The sequence below is a fragment of the Pseudomonas sp. Pseusp49 genome, from assembly GCF_059491875.1.
Genome location: NZ_CP168514.1, coordinates 1,265,108 through 1,281,463 on the forward strand (window position 1 = coordinate 1,265,108; position 16,356 = coordinate 1,281,463).

Here is a 16,356-nt window from a genome sequence, read left to right on the forward strand (position 1 = left end):
CGATGGCACAGAAGATCATCCGCGTCGGCGACATCGAGATTGCCAACGACAAACCCATGGTGCTGTTCGGCGGCATGAACGTGCTGGAAAGCCGTGACATGGCCATGCAGGTTTGCGAAGAGTATGTGAAGGTCACCGAAAAGCTCGGTATCCCTTACGTGTTCAAGGCCAGTTTCGACAAGGCGAACCGGTCTTCTGTGACCTCCTATCGTGGTCCTGGCCTGGAAGAAGGCATGCGCATCTTCCAGGACATCAAGCAAGCCTTTGGCGTGCCGGTCATCACCGACGTCCACGAGCCTGACCAGGCCGCGGTCGTCGCTGAAGTCTGCGACATCATCCAGTTGCCGGCCTTCCTGTCGCGCCAGACCGACCTCGTGGTCGCAATGGCCAAAACGGGCGCCGTGATCAACATCAAGAAAGCCCAGTTCCTCGCCCCTCAGGAAATGAAGCACATCCTGAACAAGTGCGTGGAAGCGGGTAATGATCAGTTGATTCTCTGCGAGCGTGGTTCGAGCTTCGGCTACAACAACCTGGTCGTCGACATGCTCGGCTTCGGCATCATGAAGCAGTTCGAATACCCGGTGTTCTTCGACGTGACCCACGCGCTGCAAATGCCTGGCGGTCGCTCCGATTCCGCCGGTGGTCGTCGCGCCCAGGTCACCGACCTGGCGAAGGCTGGCATGAGCCAATCGCTGGCCGGCCTGTTCCTGGAAGCCCACCCGGATCCGGACAACGCCAAATGTGACGGTCCTTGCGCCTTGCGCCTGGACAAACTGGAGCCATTCCTGGCCCAGCTCAAAGCCCTGGACGAACTGGTGAAGAGTTTTCCGACGGTAGAAACCGCGTAATCCTCAATTCTCCGGTAAAGTACCGCACGATTTAACGCTCTGGCCCTCGGGCCTGAGCCTTGTCGTCTGCAAGACTGCCCGCTGCACCTCGCTTGCCGACGATCAAAGATTTCCTACAGCTGCGTCGTTTTCGTCAACTTTGGAGTGTTTACAACAATGGCTAAAATCGTCGACATCAAAGGTCGTGAAGTTCTCGACTCCCGTGGCAATCCCACCGTGGAAGCGGACGTGCTTCTCGATAACGGCATCATCGGCAGCGCCTGCGCGCCGTCCGGTGCTTCCACTGGCTCGCGTGAAGCGCTCGAGCTGCGTGATGGCGACAAGAGCCGTTACCTGGGCAAGGGTGTTCTGAAGGCCGTAGCCAACATCAACGGTCCGATCAAGGACCTGTTGAAAGGCATGGACCCAAGCGACCAGAAAGCGCTCGATCTGGCAATGATCAAGCTCGACGGTACTGAAAACAAAGGTTCCCTGGGCGCCAACGCGATCCTCGCCGTTTCCCTGGCTGCCGCCAAGGCCGCAGCACAGGACCAGGACCTGCCGCTGTACGCTCACATCGCCAACCTGAACGGCACCCCGGGTGTCTACTCGATGCCGGTTCCGATGATGAACATCATCAACGGCGGCGAGCACGCCGATAACAACGTCGACATCCAGGAATTCATGGTTCAGCCGGTTGGTGCCAAGTCTTTCTCGGAAGGTCTGCGCATGGGCACCGAGATTTTCCACCACCTCAAAGCCGTGCTGAAGGCCCGTGGCCTGAGCACTGCCGTCGGTGACGAAGGTGGTTTCGCGCCGAACCTGGCTTCCAACGAAGACGCTTTGAAAGTGATCTCCGAAGCCGTGGCCAACGCCGGTTACAAGCTGGGCACCGACGTGACCCTGGCCCTGGACTGCGCGGCCAGCGAATTCTACGAAGACGGCAAGTACAACCTGTCCGGCGAAGGCCAGGTATTCACCGCCGAAGGTTTCGCCGACTACCTCAAAGGCCTGACCGAGCGTTACCCGATCATCTCCATCGAAGATGGCCTGGACGAGTCCGACTGGGCTGGCTGGAAGATCCTCACCGACAAGATCGGCGAGAAGACCCAACTGGTAGGCGACGACCTGTTCGTCACCAACACCAAGATCCTGAAAGAAGGCATCGACAAGAAGATCGCCAACTCGATCCTGATCAAGTTCAACCAGATCGGCACCCTGACCGAAACCCTGGAAGCCATCCAGATGGCCAAGGCTGCCGGTTACACCGCCGTGATCTCGCACCGCTCCGGCGAAACCGAAGATTCGACCATTGCCGACCTGGCCGTGGGTACCTCGGCTGGCCAGATCAAGACCGGCTCCCTGTGCCGTTCCGATCGCGTTTCCAAGTACAACCAACTGCTGCGTATCGAAGAGCAGTTGAACGGCAAGGCCAAGTACAACGGTCGCGGCGAATTCCGCGGCTGAGTAAGTACGTGGTAAAAAAGACACCGGATTGTGTCGGAAAAATCGCTACAGCGACGTTTTTGCCACTAATCTGATGCCTTATCAGCACAAGCCTGGTTCTTCCAGGCTTCGTGCTATCAGAAGCTTCACGTTTGGCATGGCTGTCTTTTTTCACTGGATACCTGATATTCGATGCGCAGTCCCAATTGGTTGTTCCTCATCCTGCTTTTGTTGCTGGCTGGCCTGCAGTACCGCCTGTGGGTGGGAAACGGCAGTCTGGCGCAAGTGGCCGAGTTGACGCAGCAGATCGCGGATCAGCAAGCTGAGAACCAGACATTGCTGGAGCGCAATCGGGTAATGGACGCCGAAGTCAGTGAGTTGAAAAAGGGCATGGAGACCGTTGAAGAACGGGCTCGCCATGAGCTGGGCATGGTCAAGGATGGTGAAACCCTTTACCAGCTGGCGCAATGAACCAGACGTTACCGGCCTTCTGGGCCGTGATTCCTGCCGCGGGCGTCGGTGCCCGTATGGCCGCGGACCGTCCCAAGCAATACTTGCAACTGGGCGGGCGCACTATTCTCGAACACAGCCTCGGCTGTTTCCTTGATCATCCTTGCCTGAAAGGCCTGGTGGTCAGTCTTGCTGTCGACGATCCTTATTGGCCGAACCTGGCGTGTGCCAGAGATCCGCGTATTGCCCGGGTCGAAGGCGGTTCCGAACGTTCCGGGTCGGTGCTCAATGCCTTGCTGCACCTGCATGCGCAGGGCGCTGATAATGAGGATTGGGTACTGGTTCACGATGCCGCACGGCCGAACCTAAGTCGTGACGATCTGGACAAGCTGCTGGCTGAACTGGCTGACGACCCTGTTGGCGGACTGCTGGCGGTTCCGGCACGGGATACGCTCAAACGGGTCGACAAGCACGGTCGTGTGCTCGAAACCGTGGATCGCAGTGTGATCTGGCAGGCCTACACGCCGCAGATGTTTCGCCTTGGGGCGTTGCATCGGGCATTGGCGGACAGCCTGGTGGCCGATGCCGTTATTACCGACGAAGCTTCGGCCATGGAGTGGGCCGGTTCGGCACCACGCCTGATCGAAGGGCGGTCCGATAACCTCAAGGTGACGCGTCCCGAAGATCTTGAATGGTTGAGGCAGCGTTGGGCTAATCGTCGTTAAAAGATCGCAGCCTGCGGCAGCTCCTACAGGGTTCGGGTACGGATCCCCCCTGTAGGAGCTGCCGAAGGCTGCGATCTTTTGATCTCAAACCCGATACTCCGGCCGCTCGGCCAACCCTTCCTTCAAAAAATCCACCAACTTGCGCACCTTCGGCGACAAATGCCGTTGCTGTGGATAAAGAGCCCAAACCGCGGTGTTCGGCGGTTGATGCGCCTCCAGCAACGAAATCAATGCGCCGCTCTTCAAATGCTCCAGCACGTAATAGTCCGGCAACTGACACAACCCCACACCCTGTAGCGCCGCGTCCAGTACCGCTTGCCCACTGTTGCAGCGCCAGTTTCCCTGGACTCGCTGGGAAAATTCCCGCCCGTTCTGCTCCAGTTGCCAAAGATCCGAACTGCCGACAAGGCAGTTGTGGCGGCTGAGTTCCGACAGGCTGTGCGGCCGGCCGTAGCGCTCAACGTAGGAGGGTGATGCACAGAGAAACATGCGCCGTGGCGCGAGGCGGGTGGCCACCAGCCGTGAATCCTGCAGGCGCCCGAGGCGGATCGCCAGATCGAGGCCGTCATGTACCAGGTCGAGTTGCCGGTTGGTCAATTCGATATCGATGCGCAATTGCGGATACAGCCCCATGAAGCGGGTCACCAGCGGCACGATGAAGCGTTCACCGTAAGCCACGGCGCACGTCATGCGCAGCATGCCTTTGGGCTCGCTGGTCAAGTCACCCACCGCGCGTAGCGCCTCTTCGCGGCCGTCCTGCAAGCGTTGGCAATGTTGCAGGAACGTTTGCCCGGCCTCGGTCAGCGCGACCCGGCGGGTGCTGCGGTAGAGCAAACGGGTTTGCAGGCGCTCTTCGAGGCGTACGATTTGTCGACTGATATGGGAGGACGAAACCCCCAGACGTTCCGCCGCAGCGGTGAACTGGTTGCACTCGGCAACGGCGACAAACTCGTCGATCCCTTCCCAGCGGTTTTCGGACATCGATGATTATCCCTGTGTGGCAATAATATTTTGCATTTACGTCGATTATTCATCGCTGAGCCATGGATTACACTCCCTGTCTCGTTTTTATTCACTGGAGAGCCATCATGATCAAGTCGCGCGCCGCCGTTGCCTTCGAGGCCAAGAAACCCCTCGAAATCGTTGAAGTCGATGTCGCCATGCCCAAGGCCGGCGAAGTCTTGCTGCGCGTGGTGGCCTCCGGTGTCTGCCATACCGATGCCTACACCTTGTCCGGTGCTGATCCGGAAGGCATCTTCCCGTCGATCCTCGGTCACGAAGGCGGGGCGATCGTAGAAGCCATCGGCGAAGGGGTGACTTCCGTGGCGGTAGGCGACCATGTGATCCCGCTGTACACCCCGGAATGTCGCCAGTGCAAATTCTGCCTGTCGGGCAAGACCAACCTCTGCCAGGCGATTCGCGCGACCCAGGGCAAAGGCTTGATGCCGGACGGCACTTCGCGTTTTTCCTACAAGGGCGAAACGATTTTCCACTACATGGGTACTTCGACCTTCTCCGAGTACACCGTGCTTCCGGAGATTTCCGTGGCGAAAATCGCCAAGGAAGCACCACTGGAAAAAGTCTGCCTGCTGGGTTGCGGTGTCACTACCGGTATCGGCGCCGTGCTCAACACCGCCAAGGTGAAACCGGGTGATACCGTGGCCATTTTCGGCCTCGGCGGCATCGGTCTGTCGGCTGTGATTGGCGCGGTCAAAGCCAAGGCTGCCCGCATCATCGCCATCGACATCAACCCGGCGAAGTTCGAGATCGCCAAACAGTTGGGTGCAACCGATTGCGTGAACCCGAAAGACTTCGATCGTCCGATCCAGGAAGTCATCGTCGACATGACCGACGGCGGCGTCGACTTTTCCTTCGAGTGCATCGGCAACGTGCAATTGATGCGCGCGGCACTGGAGTGCTGCCACAAGGGTTGGGGCGAGTCGGTCATCATCGGTGTTGCCGGTGCCGGCCAGGAAATCTCCACCCGTCCGTTCCAGTTGGTCACCGGCCGCGTCTGGCGCGGTTCGGCGTTCGGCGGCGTGCGTGGCCGTACCGAGTTGCCGAGCTATGTGGAAATGGCCGAGACCGGCGAGATTCCGCTGGATACCTTCATCACCCACACCATGGGCCTGGAAGATATCAACAAAGCGTTTGACCTGATGCATGAAGGAAAAAGCATCCGCTCCGTCATTCATTTCTAAAAAGCAGCGGTAAGCCGCAAGCCATGAGCTGCAAGAGAGCGCGCCTCGACTTGCAGCTTCAAGCTTGTGGCTTGCAGCTGGGAGGATTCCCATGAGCCTGGAAAACATCTCCTGCCAGAAAAGCTTCGGTGGCTGGCACAAGCGCTATCGCCATCGCTCGCAAGTGCTCGGCTGCGACATGGTGTTCGCCGTCTATCTGCCGCCGCAGGCGGAGCAGGGCGGCAAGCTGCCGGTGCTGTACTGGTTGTCCGGCCTGACCTGCACCGACGAGAACTTCATGCAGAAGGCCGGCGCCATGCGCATGGCCGCCGAGTTGGGGCTGATCATCGTCGCGCCGGACACCAGCCCTCGCGGTCCTGATGTGCCGGGCGATCCGGATGGCGCCTGGGACTTCGGCCTCGGCGCCGGGTTCTACCTGAATGCCACCCAGGAACCCTGGTCGCGACACTATCGGATGCATGACTACGTTGTGCAGGAATTGCCGACATTGGTTGAAGCCCATTTCCCGGCGTCGGACAAGCGCGGCATCAGCGGACATTCCATGGGTGGCCACGGCGCGCTGGTCTGTGCTTTGCGCAACCCGGGGCGTTATCGTTCGGTATCGGCGTTCTCGCCCATCAACAATCCGATGGATTGCCCGTGGGGGCAGAAAGCCTTCTCCCGCTATCTGGGAGAGGACCGTTCGAAATGGCGTGAATGGGATGCCTGCGCATTGATTGCCGAGGCCGATGAAAAGCTGCCGCTGCTGGTCGACCAAGGGGATCGCGACGATTTTCTCGCCACCCAGCTCAAGCCTGAAGCCTTGCAACAGGCGACCAAACTGGCCGGTCATCCGCTGACGTTGCGCCTGCAACCGGGCTATGACCATAGCTATTTCTTTATCGCCAGTTTCATCGAAGAGCACTTGCGGCATCACGCGCATGCTCTGGTTGGCTAATGCAGGTAGAATCACGCCCTGACAAAAATCGGGGCGTTTTTTTATGCGTATTGGCCACGGCTATGATGTGCACCGTTTCGCTGAAGGCGATTTCATCACTCTGGGCGGTGTGCGCATTGCACACAGCTTCGGGCTGCTCGCCCACTCTGACGGTGACGTCCTCTTGCACGCCTTGAGCGATGCCTTGCTCGGCGCCGCGGCGCTGGGCGACATCGGCAAGCATTTCCCGGATACCGACCCGCAATTCAAGGGCGCCGACAGCCGTGCGCTGTTGCGTCACGTCGTCGAGCTAGTCCATGCCAAGGGCTGGAAAGTCGGCAACGTCGACAACACCATCGTCGCCCAGGCACCGAAAATGGCCCCGCATATCGAATCGATGCGCGCGCTGATTGCCGCGGATCTTCAAGTAGAGTTGGATCAAGTGAACGTGAAAGCTACCACCACCGAAAAGCTCGGCTTTGTCGGTCGCGAAGAGGGCATTGCCGTGCACTCCGTTGCCTTGTTGCTGCGCGCATGAACGAACTGCAATTGCTCGGCCCGCGGGCTTACGGTGAAGCCCTCGGCACGGCCGTCCTGAAAGCGATCGCGGAAGATTTCCAGGTCGACGAAGTCCTCGACATTCCCCTCAGTGGCGAAGGCGAGCACCTGTGGATCTGGGTGGAAAAGCGCGGCCTGAATACTGAAGAGGCGGCGCGACGGATTGCCAAGGCTGCGGGCGTGCCTTTGCGTACCGTCAGTTATGCCGGGCTCAAGGACCGTCAGGCGTTGACTCGCCAGTGGTTCAGCGTGCAGCTGCCGGGCAAGGCCGACCCTGATCTGAAAGCCGCGGAAAACGATACGCTGAAGATCCTCAAGACCGCTCGCCACAAGCGCAAGCTGCAACGTGGCGCGCACTCTGCCAACGGCTTCACCTTGCGCCTGACGCAGTTCGCCGGTGACAAGCCTGCGCTTGAAGAGCGCCTGCAACTGATCGCCAAACAAGGCATCCCCAATTATTTCGGCGCCCAGCGTTTCGGCCATGACGGCGGCAACGTCGTCGATGCTCGCGCCTGGGCCGCGCGCAAGGCCTTGCCGGAGCAGCGCAACGTACGCTCGCGGCTGCTCTCCACGGCGCGCAGTTTTCTGTTCAACCAGGTATTGGCCGCACGTGTCGCCGACGGCACCTGGCAACGTGCCCAGGTGGGCGATCTGCTGGCGTTCACCGACAGCCGCAGTTTTTTCCCGGCAGGCGAAGCCGAGTGCAGCGACCCGCGCCTGGCGATTCTCGATCTGCACCCGACCGGTCCGCAGTGGGGCGAAGGTGACTCGCCGGCCACGGGCGCTGTCCATGAACTGGAGCAGGCCATCGCCGCACGCGAAGCGGATTTGCGTGATTGGCTGATCAACGCCGGTATGAGCCACGAACGTCGCATCCTGCGGCTGCCCATTGGCGGGTTGACGTGGCATTATCCCGAGCCTGACATTCTGCAACTGGAATTCGTCCTGCCGGCCGGATGCTTCGCCACCGTATTGGTGCGCGAGCTTGTTGATCTGGTGCCGGTGGGGCAGACGGACAGCCCATGCGTATTCTGATTTCTAACGACGATGGGGTAACAGCACCCGGTCTCGCCGCGCTTTATGCTGCGTTGGCGGATTACACCGAGTGCGTGGTTATCGCCCCGGACCAGGACAAGAGCGGCGCCAGCAGTTCGCTGACGCTCGACCGTCCGTTGCACCCGCAAACCCTTGCCAACGGCTTTATCAGCCTCAACGGCACGCCAACCGATTGTGTGCACCTTGGCCTCAACGGCCTGCTGGAGCGCGAAGCGGACATGGTGGTTTCCGGTATCAACCTGGGCGCGAACCTGGGGGACGATGTCCTGTATTCCGGCACGGTGGCGGCGGCCCTCGAGGGGCGTTTCCTGAAACACCCTTCGTTTGCCTTTTCGCTGGTCTCACGCCAGGTAGAGAACCTTCCCACCGCTGCCCATTTCGCGCGCAAGCTGGTCGAAGCCCATGCCGAGCTGGATCTGCCACCGCGAACGGTACTGAATGTGAACATTCCCAATTTGCCGCTGGACCGTATCCGCGGTATTCAGTTGACTCGCCTGGGGCATCGCGCCCGAGCCGCAGCACCGATGAAGGTGGTAGATCCACGGGGCAAGTCCGGTTACTGGATCGCCGCGGCGGGGGATGCCGAGGACGGTGGTCCGGGGACCGATTTCCATGCGGTGATGCAGGGATATGTTTCGATCACGCCGCTGCAGCTGGATCGCACCTTCAATGATGCCTTCAGGAGTCTGGACGGCTGGCTGGAGGGGCTGCGCTGATGGGTCGCGAACAAGACGATATGCTGCGTCGCGGTATCGGCATGACCTCCCAGCGAACCCGGGAGCGGCTCATCCAGCGCCTGTATGAAGAAGGCATCTCCAACGCGAAGGTGCTGGAGGTCATTCGCCGGACCCCGCGTCACCTGTTCGTCGACGAAGCGCTGGCGCACCGTGCCTATGAAGACACCGCGCTGCCGATTGGCAACAACCAGACCATCTCCCAGCCTTATATGGTGGCGCGCATGAGCGAGCTGCTGCTGGAGGCCGGTCCTCTCGACAAGGTGCTGGAAATCGGCACCGGGTCGGGTTATCAGACGGCGGTGCTGTCGCAACTGGTCGAGCGAGTGTTCTCGGTCGAGCGCATCAAGGTTCTGCAGGATCGGGCAAAGGAACGTCTGGTCGAACTGAACCTGCGCAACGTGGTGTTCCGCTGGGGCGATGGTTGGGAAGGCTGGCCGGCACTGGCGCCGTACAACGGGATTATCGTCACTGCCGTGGCGACTGACGTGCCCCAGGCATTGCTTGACCAGTTGGCACCCGGAGGCCGGATGGTGATCCCGGTGGGGGCCGGTGAAGTCCAGCAATTGATGCTGATCATCCGTGAGGAACAAGGTTTTTCCAGGCATGTTCTGGGGGCTGTGCGCTTCGTGCCATTGCTCAATGGGCCATTGGCCTGAGCATTTGTTTCGGCGCGCTGAATTCTCTTCGATTGCCTTTGTCTTACAGCGGCATCGATTGCTTCAACGGGATTCATCTTCAGGCAGCAAACGTGTGCGCGACAACGATTCGCCACATTAAAGGTAAAGCGTGCACGGCCCGTTATACTTGCGACAGTTCATGCCGGACTCCGGTATTTCACATTTTCAGCCACCACAGAGGGAGCGGCGGGTGAGTCTCACAGTCATTGCGCAGCGTATGAGTAAAACGAGCTTTCAGCGCCTGGTGACTGGCCTTGTCTTGAGTACATTGCTGGTCGGTTGTTCCAGCAACAAATCCAGTGATGTTCGTGTCGTGGATCGCAACAATGCCGCGGCTCAGCGTCCGGCGGTCACCACCGGGCAATACGTGGTGCGTCCCAAGGACACGCTGTTTTCCATTGCCTTCCGTTACGGCTGGGACTACAAGGCCCTGGCGGCCCGAAACAATATTCCAGCGCCCTACACCATCCATCCGGGTCAGACAATTCGCTTTGATGGTCGTACCGATTCAACGTCGACGGCGGTGGTCAGCTCGTCCAGTTCAACACCTTCGTCGTCGAGTAAAACCACGGTCATCCGTCGTTCGGCAAACGGTACGACCACCAGCACAACGACGGTTGTACCGTCCGTCGCGAGCAAGCCGGCCCCCGCTCCTTTGCCTCCTCCGGGGCCAGCCCCGACGGGCTGGGGATGGCCATCTAATGGCATTCTGATTGGAAAATTCTCTTCAAACGGTAGTTTGAATAAAGGAATTGATATCGCCGGAGATTTGGGACAGCCTGTTTTAGCTGCGTCTGATGGGACGGTGGTATACGCCGGGAGTGGCTTAAGGGGCTACGGCGAATTAGTGATCATCAAGCACAGTGAAACCTACGTCAGTGCCTACGGACATAACCGCAGGCTGTTGGTTCGGGAGGGGCAGCAGGTCAAGGTCGGACAGACAATTGCCGAAATGGGGTCAACGGGTACAGACCGGGTGAAACTGCATTTTGAGATTCGCCGTCAAGGTAAACCTGTAGATCCGCTGCAATTCCTGCCACGTCGTTGATCGCTTACCAGCCTGTTCCGTCGCGTAGAGGGGACAGGCTCCAGCGTTGCCAGGGAGAAAGGCGCCGCTTGAGCTTGAGGTCGAACTCACCAAAGGACTATAACAATGGCTCTCAGTAAAGAAGTGCCGGAGTTTGACATCGACGATGAGGTTCTCCTGATGGAGAGCGGCATCGATACGGATTCGATGTCGAATGATGAAGGGGCGGCTCCACCTTCCGTTCGTGCCAAATCCAAACACTCCGCATCGTTGAAACAACACAAGTACATTGATTACACGCGGGCACTCGATGCCACGCAGTTGTATCTCAATGAAATTGGTTTTTCTCCCCTGCTATCACCCGAAGAAGAAGTTCATTTTGCGCGCCTGTCGCAAAGTGGCGATCCGGCGGGGCGCAAGCGCATGATTGAAAGCAACCTGCGACTGGTGGTGAAAATCGCCCGACGCTACGTCAATCGTGGGCTGTCGCTGCTGGACCTGATCGAAGAGGGCAACCTCGGCTTGATCCGGGCGGTGGAGAAGTTCGATCCGGAACGCGGCTTCCGCTTCTCGACCTACGCGACCTGGTGGATTCGCCAGACCATCGAACGCGCAATCATGAATCAGACCCGGACCATCCGGCTGCCGATCCATGTGGTCAAAGAGCTGAATGTGTACCTGCGGGCTGCACGCGAACTGACGCAAAAACTCGACCATGAACCCTCACCCGAAGAAATCGCCAACCTGCTGGAAAAACCGGTGGGAGAGGTCAAGCGTATGCTCGGCCTTAACGAGCGGGTTTCCTCCGTCGACGTCTCGCTGGGTCCGGATTCGGATAAAACCCTGCTCGACACCCTGACTGACGACCGCCCGACCGATCCATGCGAACTGTTGCAGGACGACGACCTGTCCCAGAGCATCGATCAATGGCTCTCGGAACTGACCGACAAGCAACGCGAAGTGGTTGTACGCCGCTTCGGCCTGCGCGGTCATGAAAGCAGCACCCTTGAAGACGTCGGCCTGGAAATCGGCCTGACCCGTGAGCGGGTCCGGCAGATTCAGGTGGAAGGCTTGAAGCGACTGCGCGAGATCCTGGAAAAAAATGGTCTGTCGAGTGAGTCGCTGTTCCAATAAGGCTCTCACTGCGATGGCATGAAAAACCCCGACTGGCTCGGGGTTTTTTATTGCCTGATCAATAGACCGAATCCCCTCCGGATTTTGGTTTCGTGCTGTAAGCCCAGGCTTACACTTGCGTAAGTGTTCGTTATTTTTACACCCTGGCAATCGTCCATGTTGAACGCTTTTCGTTTTTATATTTTTGATTCATATGGCTATTTTTTATTATTAATGACGTGTGACAGCTGGGTTTCGCGCCAGGGGGCGATTGATCCCGCAGGGGAACACTCTAGTATTGAGGTTGTGTCGACGGACAGACACGACCTTCAAGGATGAGGGATATGGAAATCGCAGGACGCGATTCATCAGGATGATGAAAAGGAACACAGGGAATAGGGAAAAAATGTGGGCGGGTCAAACCGCCCCTTTTTTTTTGCCCGCAGAAAAGCAAAAAGGCCCTTGTGGGGCCTTTTTCGCGAACGCGGGGGTAATCAGCGTTCGAGGTCTGCGATCTTGCCTGGCTTGCCATCCCAATCAGCGGAATCAGGCAAAGGATCCTTGCGTTCGGTGATGTTTGGCCAGATATCGGCCAACTCAGCGTTCAGCTCGATGAAGTTCTCCATGCCGGCCGGAACCTCATCTTCGGAGAAGATAGCCACGGCAGGGCATTCAGGTTCGCACAGCGCGCAATCGATGCACTCATCCGGGTGAATCACCAGGAAATTCGGGCCTTCGTAAAAGCAGTCCACCGGACAGACTTCTACGCAGTCGGTGTACTTGCACTTGATGCAGTTGTCGGTGACGACGAAGGTCATTTCTAATTTTCTCCTCAGGCGCGGCTTGCTGCGCCCCTTCTCGTAGGGGTCGCCAGGTTCGGGAGCGATAGTCTGCTGGCCAGGCTATTAGCCAGCAGCATCCCAAACCGCGCGAGATTCTAACAGCTTGCAAGCCGCTGCGTTAGATCCGTGTCTTTAGTGTATAGAGCAATTCGAGAGCACGACGTGGTGTCATGTCGTCCAGATCAAGCTTGGCCAGGTCATCCAGCACCGGGTGCGGCAGACTGGCGAACAGGTCGCTTTGCTGTGGAGCAGCCGGTTTGCCTTTGGCAGGTGCTGGCGACTCATGGGGCAGGGCGGTGTCTTCCAGGCGGCTCAAATGCTCGCGGGCGCGGGTAATGACTTCAGTCGGTACGCCTGCCAGCTGTGCCACGGCCAGGCCATAACTCTGGCTGGCCGGCCCCGGCAGCACGTGGTGCAGGAACACGATGCGTTCATTGTGCTCGGTGGCATTGAGGTGCACGTTGGCCACCAGCGGCTGGGCCTCCGGCAGGACGGTCAGTTCAAAGTAGTGGGTGGCGAACAGCGTGTAGGCACGCAGATGCGCCAGGCGTTCGGCCGCCGCCCAGGCCAGGGACAGACCATCGAAGGTGCTGGTGCCGCGCCCGACTTCGTCCATCAACACCAGGCTGCGCTCGGTGGCGTTGTGCAGAATGTTCGCGGTTTCGCTCATTTCCACCATGAAGGTCGAGCGCCCGCCGGCCAGGTCATCGCTGGAACCGATCCGGGTGAAGATGCGGTCGACCAGCGACAATTCGCAACTGGCCGCCGGCACGAAGCTGCCGATGTGCGCCAGCAGCACAATCAGAGCGGTCTGACGCATGTAGGTGGATTTACCGCCCATGTTCGGGCCGGTGATCACCAGCATGCGCGTGTTGTCGTCCAGGCTCAGGTCGTTGGCCACGAACGGGGTGGTCAGCACTTGCTCGACCACCGGATGGCGGCCCTGGCTGATGCGCATGCACGGTTCGCTGACGAAGCGCGGGCAGTTCAGGTCGAGGTTCAGTGCACGCTCGGCCAGGTTGCTCAAGACGTCCAGTTCGGCCAGGGCGCCTGCGGTGTCCTGCAAGGGCGGCAGTTGGGCGATGAGGTCTTCGAGCAGTGCTTCGTACAGCATCTTCTCGCGGGCCAGGGCGCGGCTCTTGGCTGACAAAGCCTTGTCTTCGAACGCTTTGAGTTCCGGTGTAATGAAGCGCTCGGCACCTTTGAGCGTCTGGCGGCGAATATAGTCGGCGGGTGCCGACTCCGCCTGCTTGCTTGGCAGCTCGATGAAGTAACCGTGAATGCGGTTGTAGCCGACCTTCAGGTGGGACAGGCCGGTGCGGGCCTTTTCCCGTGCTTCGAGGTCGATCAGGAATTGCCCGGCGTTTTCGCTGAGCGATTGCAGCTCGTCGAGCTCGCTGTCGTAGCCGGTTTTCAATACGCCGCCGTCCCGAATGACCGCGGGCGGGTTGTCGATGATGGCTTTTTCTAGGAGTGCCGCCAGTTCCGGGTAAGTGCTGGTGATGGTGGCGAGTTGCTGGAGGTGCGGGGCTTCGAGCTCGGTCATTGCCACTTGCAGTTCCGGCAGTGCGCCGAGGGCGTCACGCAAGCGGGCGAGGTCGCGCGGGCGGGCGTTGCGCAGGCCGATCCGCGCAAGAATCCGTTCGATGTCACCGATTTCCTTGAGCTGCGGTTGCAGTCTTTCGAAACGGTAACCGTCGAGCAGGCAGGTGATCGAGGTCTGGCGCGCCAACAGCACTGTCAGATCGCGTAACGGGCGATTCAGCCAGCGGGTCAACAGGCGGCTGCCCATGGCGGTCTGACAACGGTCCACTACCGATTGCAGGGTGTTGTCGCGGCCGCCGGCCAGGTTGGTATCGAGCTCCAGGTTGCGACGGCTGGCGCCATCGAGAACTACGGTGTCGTCCAGGCGTTCATGACGCAAGCTGCGCAGGTGGGGCAGGGCGGTGCGCTGGGTTTCCTTGGCGTAGGCCAGCAGGCAACCGGCGGCGCCGATGGCCAGGGTCAGGTTTTCGCAGCCAAAGCCCTTGAGATCCTGGGTCGAGAATTGCTGGCACAGGCTTTTGAGCGCCGAATCACGCTCGAAATCCCACGGCGCACGGCGACGCACACCGCGGCGTTTTTCCGCCGGCAAATCCTTGGGCCAGTCATCCGGGATCAGCAGTTCCACCGGGTTGACCCGCTCCAGTTCCGCCAGCAGGTTTTCCCAGCCCTTGATTTCCAGCACGCTGAAGTTGCCACTGGTGATGTCCAGCACCGCCAGGCCGAACAGACGCTCATCACCCAGGACGGCAGCGATCAGGTTGTCCCGACGCTCGTCGAGCAACGCCTCGTCACTCACCGTCCCCGGCGTGATGATGCGCACGACCTGCCGCTCCACGGGCCCTTTGCTGGTGGCCGGGTCACCGACCTGCTCGCAGATCACCACCGACTCGCCAAGCTTCACCAGTTTCGCCAGGTAACCCTCGGCGGCATGGTAAGGAATGCCGCACATCGGAATCGCCTGCCCCGCCGACTGCCCGCGGGCGGTCAGGGTGATGTCCAGCAACTTGGCAGCCTTCTTCGCGTCTTCATAGAAGATCTCGTAGAAGTCGCCCATGCGGTAGAACATCAGCTGGTCCGGGTGCTGGTTTTTCAGGCGCCAGTACTGCTGCATCATGGGGGTGTGGGAGGACAGGTCGGAGACGGCTTTATTCATCGGATTGTCAGGAAGCTCGTTGAAAGAGGTGGGGCAAAAGCGGGGCAACGGCCGGGCTTTTCCGCGATGGGCGCAAGGTTACCATGGGCGCTCTACCCGACGCAGGCATCGCGGCCGGGTGACATCTTTTACGATGCAAAAAACAGGTTATGCATCGATTATGCAATTGGGCATTTGTTTTCTGCGAAAATAACCAGCACTATGCGCGGTATGCACAAACGCAACGTATCTACTGTCTTAAGAGCATTGCTCGACCAGCACGGGATCTCCCCCACGGAGCTTCACCGTCGTACCGGCGTGCCTCAATCCACGCTCTCGCGCATTCTCAGCGGGAAGATCGTCGATCCTTCGGATAAACATATTTCGAAGATCGCCGAGTACTTCGCCGTGAGCACCGATCAATTGCGAGGTCGCGCGGACGTCGCGCCTGCCGCCAATGCCGGGCGCGCTCCTGTGCATTCGGAACTCAAGGATATAAGCCTGTGGGACGACGATACCCCTGTCGATGACGACGAGGTGTCGGTCCCCTTTCTTCGCGAGGTTGAATTGGCCGCAGGATCGGGAAGATTCGTCATCGAAGAAAGCGAGCGCTCTAGCCTGCGCTTCGGCAAACGTAGCCTGCGCCATAACGGCGTTCAGTTCGATCAGGCTAAGTGCGTGACAGTGCGGGGCAACAGCATGTTGCCGGTACTGCGTGACGGAGCGACGGTCGGGGTCAATGCCGGCAAGTGCGGCATTGGCGATATCGTTGACGGCGACCTTTATGCAATCAATCACAACGGACAACTTCGGGTGAAACAGCTGTATCGCCTGCCGACCGGGATTCGCCTGCGCAGCTTCAACCGCGACGAACATCCGGACGAGGACTACAGCTTCCAGGAAATCCAGGAAGAGCAGATCGTCATCCTCGGTCATGTCTTCTGGTGGGGCATGTACGCCCGCTGACAACCGCTCTATTCGATAAAACCCGCTCACGAGCGGGTTTTTTTCGCCTGCCCAAAACGCGTCATGACCTGTGTGGCTGGGGCTTTCATGCGTTAGCGCAAAACCAATGCATAAATAAATGCATTTGTGCATTGACTG

The 16,356-nt window shown here is 59.3% G+C and carries 16 protein-coding genes; 13 read left to right on the top strand and 3 right to left on the bottom strand.

Annotated features, from left to right (window positions below; translation table 11 throughout):
- Window positions 1-2 precede the first annotated feature (2 nt).
- From kdsA to ispD, 4 genes are all read left to right on the top strand, one after another.
- A complete protein-coding gene (gene kdsA, locus ACEN83_RS05450; protein ID WP_007970708.1) occupies window positions 3-848 on the top strand; it encodes a 3-deoxy-8-phosphooctulonate synthase in 846 nt (281 codons plus the stop codon).
- Window positions 849-1,004: 156 nt separating this feature from the next.
- Window positions 1,005-2,294: a phosphopyruvate hydratase gene (gene eno, locus ACEN83_RS05455; RefSeq protein WP_015093774.1), complete on the top strand. Its 1,290-nt coding sequence runs from the start codon at window positions 1,005-1,007 to the stop codon at window positions 2,292-2,294.
- 171 nt (window positions 2,295-2,465) lie between these two features.
- Complete coding sequence (gene ftsB / locus ACEN83_RS05460) at window positions 2,466-2,744, top strand: cell division protein FtsB (protein WP_116582999.1); 279 nt, start codon at window positions 2,466-2,468, stop codon at window positions 2,742-2,744.
- The gene (gene ispD / locus ACEN83_RS05465; protein WP_116583000.1) at window positions 2,741-3,448 is read left to right on the top strand and encodes a 2-C-methyl-D-erythritol 4-phosphate cytidylyltransferase; all 708 of its coding nucleotides are present in this window, start codon (window positions 2,741-2,743) and stop codon (window positions 3,446-3,448) included. The genes ftsB and ispD overlap by 4 nt, the downstream gene beginning before the upstream one ends.
- A gap of 84 nt (window positions 3,449-3,532) precedes the next feature.
- On the opposite strand, the gene ACEN83_RS05470 is transcribed toward ispD, so the two are convergent.
- The gene (locus tag ACEN83_RS05470) at window positions 3,533-4,429 is read right to left on the bottom strand and encodes a LysR family transcriptional regulator (protein ID WP_495579713.1); all 897 of its coding nucleotides are present in this window, start codon (window positions 4,427-4,429) and stop codon (window positions 3,533-3,535) included.
- A gap of 107 nt (window positions 4,430-4,536) precedes the next feature.
- On the opposite strand from ACEN83_RS05470, the gene ACEN83_RS05475 reads away from it, so the two are divergent.
- The 8 genes from ACEN83_RS05475 (at window position 4,537) to rpoS (ending at window position 11,754) form a co-directional block, all read left to right on the top strand.
- Entirely contained in the window at window positions 4,537-5,649 is a 1,113-nt protein-coding gene (locus ACEN83_RS05475) for an S-(hydroxymethyl)glutathione dehydrogenase/class III alcohol dehydrogenase (RefSeq protein WP_015093777.1), read from the top strand.
- Between the two features lie 85 nt (window positions 5,650-5,734).
- Complete coding sequence (gene fghA, locus ACEN83_RS05480) at window positions 5,735-6,586, top strand: S-formylglutathione hydrolase (protein WP_495580847.1); 852 nt, start codon at window positions 5,735-5,737, stop codon at window positions 6,584-6,586.
- 43 nt (window positions 6,587-6,629) lie between these two features.
- Window positions 6,630-7,103: a 2-C-methyl-D-erythritol 2,4-cyclodiphosphate synthase gene (ispF, locus tag ACEN83_RS05485; protein ID WP_495579714.1), complete on the top strand. Its 474-nt coding sequence runs from the start codon at window positions 6,630-6,632 to the stop codon at window positions 7,101-7,103.
- On the top strand, window positions 7,100-8,158 hold the full coding sequence (gene truD / locus ACEN83_RS05490; RefSeq protein ID WP_495579715.1) for a tRNA pseudouridine(13) synthase TruD: 1,059 nt from the start codon (window positions 7,100-7,102) through the stop codon (window positions 8,156-8,158). The genes ispF and truD overlap by 4 nt, the downstream gene beginning before the upstream one ends.
- Entirely contained in the window at window positions 8,146-8,895 is a 750-nt protein-coding gene (surE, locus tag ACEN83_RS05495; protein WP_258684425.1) for a 5'/3'-nucleotidase SurE, read from the top strand. The genes truD and surE overlap by 13 nt, the downstream gene beginning before the upstream one ends.
- A gap of 41 nt (window positions 8,896-8,936) precedes the next feature.
- Window positions 8,937-9,572, top strand: a complete 636-nt coding sequence (locus ACEN83_RS05500; RefSeq protein ID WP_177323519.1) for a protein-L-isoaspartate(D-aspartate) O-methyltransferase — start codon at window positions 8,937-8,939, stop codon at window positions 9,570-9,572.
- 211 nt (window positions 9,573-9,783) lie between these two features.
- Window positions 9,784-10,641, top strand: a complete 858-nt coding sequence (locus tag ACEN83_RS05505) for a peptidoglycan DD-metalloendopeptidase family protein (protein ID WP_007970727.1) — start codon at window positions 9,784-9,786, stop codon at window positions 10,639-10,641.
- 105 nt (window positions 10,642-10,746) lie between these two features.
- A complete protein-coding gene (gene rpoS / locus ACEN83_RS05510; RefSeq protein WP_007970728.1) occupies window positions 10,747-11,754 on the top strand; it encodes an RNA polymerase sigma factor RpoS in 1,008 nt (335 codons plus the stop codon).
- A 473-nt stretch (window positions 11,755-12,227) separates the two neighbouring features.
- Here the strand turns inward: rpoS and fdxA are convergent, their stop codons facing one another.
- Window positions 12,228-12,551: a ferredoxin FdxA gene (fdxA, locus tag ACEN83_RS05515; RefSeq protein ID WP_495579716.1), complete on the bottom strand. Its 324-nt coding sequence runs from the start codon at window positions 12,549-12,551 to the stop codon at window positions 12,228-12,230.
- Between the two features lie 142 nt (window positions 12,552-12,693).
- Window positions 12,694-15,273, bottom strand: a complete 2,580-nt coding sequence (gene mutS, locus ACEN83_RS05520; protein WP_495579717.1) for a DNA mismatch repair protein MutS — start codon at window positions 15,271-15,273, stop codon at window positions 12,694-12,696.
- A gap of 210 nt (window positions 15,274-15,483) precedes the next feature.
- Between mutS and ACEN83_RS05525 the strand changes: the two genes are divergently transcribed.
- Entirely contained in the window at window positions 15,484-16,218 is a 735-nt protein-coding gene (locus tag ACEN83_RS05525; RefSeq protein ID WP_116583023.1) for a LexA family transcriptional regulator, read from the top strand.
- Window positions 16,219-16,356: the final 138 nt, after the last annotated feature.

Excerpts from the sequence above, each read along its gene's own strand:
- kdsA (WP_007970708.1), top strand. The coding sequence starts at position 3 with ATGGCACAGAAGATCATCCGCGTCGGCGACATCGAGATTGCCAACGAC.
- eno (WP_015093774.1), top strand. The coding sequence starts at position 1,005 with ATGGCTAAAATCGTCGACATCAAAGGTCGTGAAGTTCTCGACTCCCGT.
- ftsB (WP_116582999.1), top strand. The coding sequence starts at position 2,466 with ATGCGCAGTCCCAATTGGTTGTTCCTCATCCTGCTTTTGTTGCTGGCT.
- ispD (WP_116583000.1), top strand. The coding sequence starts at position 2,741 with ATGAACCAGACGTTACCGGCCTTCTGGGCCGTGATTCCTGCCGCGGGC.
- ACEN83_RS05470 (WP_495579713.1), bottom strand. The coding sequence starts at position 4,429 with ATGTCCGAAAACCGCTGGGAAGGGATCGACGAGTTTGTCGCCGTTGCC.
- ACEN83_RS05475 (WP_015093777.1), top strand. The coding sequence starts at position 4,537 with ATGATCAAGTCGCGCGCCGCCGTTGCCTTCGAGGCCAAGAAACCCCTC.
- ispF (WP_495579714.1), top strand. The coding sequence starts at position 6,630 with ATGCGTATTGGCCACGGCTATGATGTGCACCGTTTCGCTGAAGGCGAT.
- truD (WP_495579715.1), top strand. The coding sequence starts at position 7,100 with ATGAACGAACTGCAATTGCTCGGCCCGCGGGCTTACGGTGAAGCCCTC.
- surE (WP_258684425.1), top strand. The coding sequence starts at position 8,146 with ATGCGTATTCTGATTTCTAACGACGATGGGGTAACAGCACCCGGTCTC.
- ACEN83_RS05500 (WP_177323519.1), top strand. The coding sequence starts at position 8,937 with ATGACCTCCCAGCGAACCCGGGAGCGGCTCATCCAGCGCCTGTATGAA.
- rpoS (WP_007970728.1), top strand. The coding sequence starts at position 10,747 with ATGGCTCTCAGTAAAGAAGTGCCGGAGTTTGACATCGACGATGAGGTT.
- fdxA (WP_495579716.1), bottom strand. The coding sequence starts at position 12,551 with ATGACCTTCGTCGTCACCGACAACTGCATCAAGTGCAAGTACACCGAC.
- mutS (WP_495579717.1), bottom strand. The coding sequence starts at position 15,273 with ATGAATAAAGCCGTCTCCGACCTGTCCTCCCACACCCCCATGATGCAG.
- ACEN83_RS05525 (WP_116583023.1), top strand. The coding sequence starts at position 15,484 with ATGCACAAACGCAACGTATCTACTGTCTTAAGAGCATTGCTCGACCAG.